At 64.7% G+C, this 1838-nt stretch carries 1 protein-coding gene; it reads right to left on the bottom strand.

From position 1 onward, the window contains the following. Window positions 1-64: 64 nt before the first annotated feature. Entirely contained in the window at window positions 65-1678 is a 1614-nt protein-coding gene (locus ACPT9U_RS17595) for an IS1634 family transposase (RefSeq protein WP_435751905.1), read from the bottom strand. Window positions 1679-1838 lie beyond the last annotated feature (160 nt).

Here is a 1838-nt window from a genome sequence, read left to right as displayed (position 1 = left end):
CCCGAGTTCGACAGTTACGCTCGCAAGTGCTTGTTTTTGCTAGAGCGGACTTTCAAAAATGCCACTACAACAGCGCCAGCTGCTCCGGCGCCGCTGGCTTTTCGATTCCTAATGCATGAAGCACCTCGTTCTGCTCCGTGCTGAGCGTCGACACCCCGATCACTGGCTCGCCGCCGTTCAGCCGCACCCGGTGCAGGATCAGCGCCATGAAGCAGATCGACGCGTGCGCGCGAATCCGCTCGGGCAGGCGGTGATACACCGGGCCGATCTCGATCTCGGACTTGAGCACCTTGAAGCCGCGCTCGATGTCGGCGAGCGACTTGTAGCGCTGAATCACGTTCTGCGCGGCGAGCCCCTCGGCATTGGTCACCAGCAGCAGCTTGCCGTCCATCATTTCGACAAGACGCTTCGCCTTGTCGTCGATGTGGTAGCTCAAGAGCTCCTCGCCCAGATCGACCTTGATGATGCGCGACAGGTGCGCTTCGCTGACCGCATGGTAGAAGCGCGCCTTGGCACCGCTGTCCGAGAGCTTGCGGCCCCGGTGCTTTACCCCTTCGTCTTGCTCGGTGAGCTTGCCGCTCCATTGGTCTGCCTGGCGGATCAGCGCGTCGATGCGCTCGTTGCGTTGTTCGGTCTTCGTGGCGGCCGTCACCGGGTCGTGCGCGACCACCAGCCGCAGATTGTTCCAGGCCTGCTCCGAGGTCACTTCATGGGTGGCGGTCGCGCACTGCTGCTCGTGGAAGGGTTCGAGCAGCTCGATGAACTCGTTGTATCGGCGGCCCGGCACCGCGACGATGAATTCGAGCGGCTTGCCGCTGGCCAGGCGCACGGCCTTCAGCGCTTCGAGATTGTCCAGGCTGAGCAGCCCCCGGTCAGCGACCAGCACCAGGCGCTGCACCGACGGGAAGCGCTCGAGCACCTTGGAGAGTGTCGGCAGCAAGGTACGCGTCTCGGCCGTGTTGCCGTCGAACACCTCGTGGTAGATCGGCAGCCCCTCGGCGGTCTGGACGACGCCGAGCATGAACTGGCGGGCAATCAGCCCTTCCTTGGCCATGCCGTACTGGCGCACGTCACCGGTCTGCTGGCTGAGTCCTTCGCTGCGGATCGTGGTGAGGTCGTAGAACACCACCGACAGATCCTGGTCGATCAGCGGGCGCAGCAGCCCGGCGATCACCGCATCGACCTCATCCTGGTGATCCATCAGCGCATCGAGGCTGCGCAGCAACTGCTGGTGCGTCACCGCCTTCGGCCCGAAGTCGGGCAGCGCCACCGTCTGTACCCAGCGCAGCACACCGAGCTTGGATTCGGGGTCGCACAGGCGGTTGAGCACCATCAGCCGGATCAGCGCTTCCACGTCGGTGGTTCGGCGCGTGCGCCGGAACACCCGGCGCAGCCCCGAGAAGCCGAGCGATTTCCACAGCTCGGTCAGCGCCCACACGTTACCGAGCGCACGCGCGGACTCGAACGACACCGTCGGTGCCGGCGGCTTGGCGCCCATCGGCTCGCGGCCAGTGACCTTCAGCAGGCCGTTGATCACCGCGTCGAGCGAACCATCGACCTGCTCGGCGCGCCCGAGCGTGGCGACGGTGCGCTTCTTCACGCGTCCCGCCTCGTCGCGATAGGACTCGACGAGCTGGACGTAGCGGCGGCCTCCGGAGGTGGTGAGCTTGACGTGCATGCCGCTACTTTACCCAGGCGCAAGGCCTCGTCAAGTCTGAAGGCGGCTGTTACAGACGTGCCACCACAGCACTTTTGCGATCATGGCCTTCAAACCCGCGCCGGTGCTGAAGGCACTTTCCGAAAAGGGGCGAAAATCGGGGTTAAGTGTCGAACCCCGG

The organism is Thauera sp. AutoDN2, assembly GCF_051280715.1.
Taxonomy (GTDB): domain Bacteria; phylum Pseudomonadota; class Gammaproteobacteria; order Burkholderiales; family Rhodocyclaceae; genus Thauera.
The sequence above is the reverse complement of the archived record's forward strand: the minus strand, read 5'-3'. Positions and strand labels throughout refer to the sequence as shown.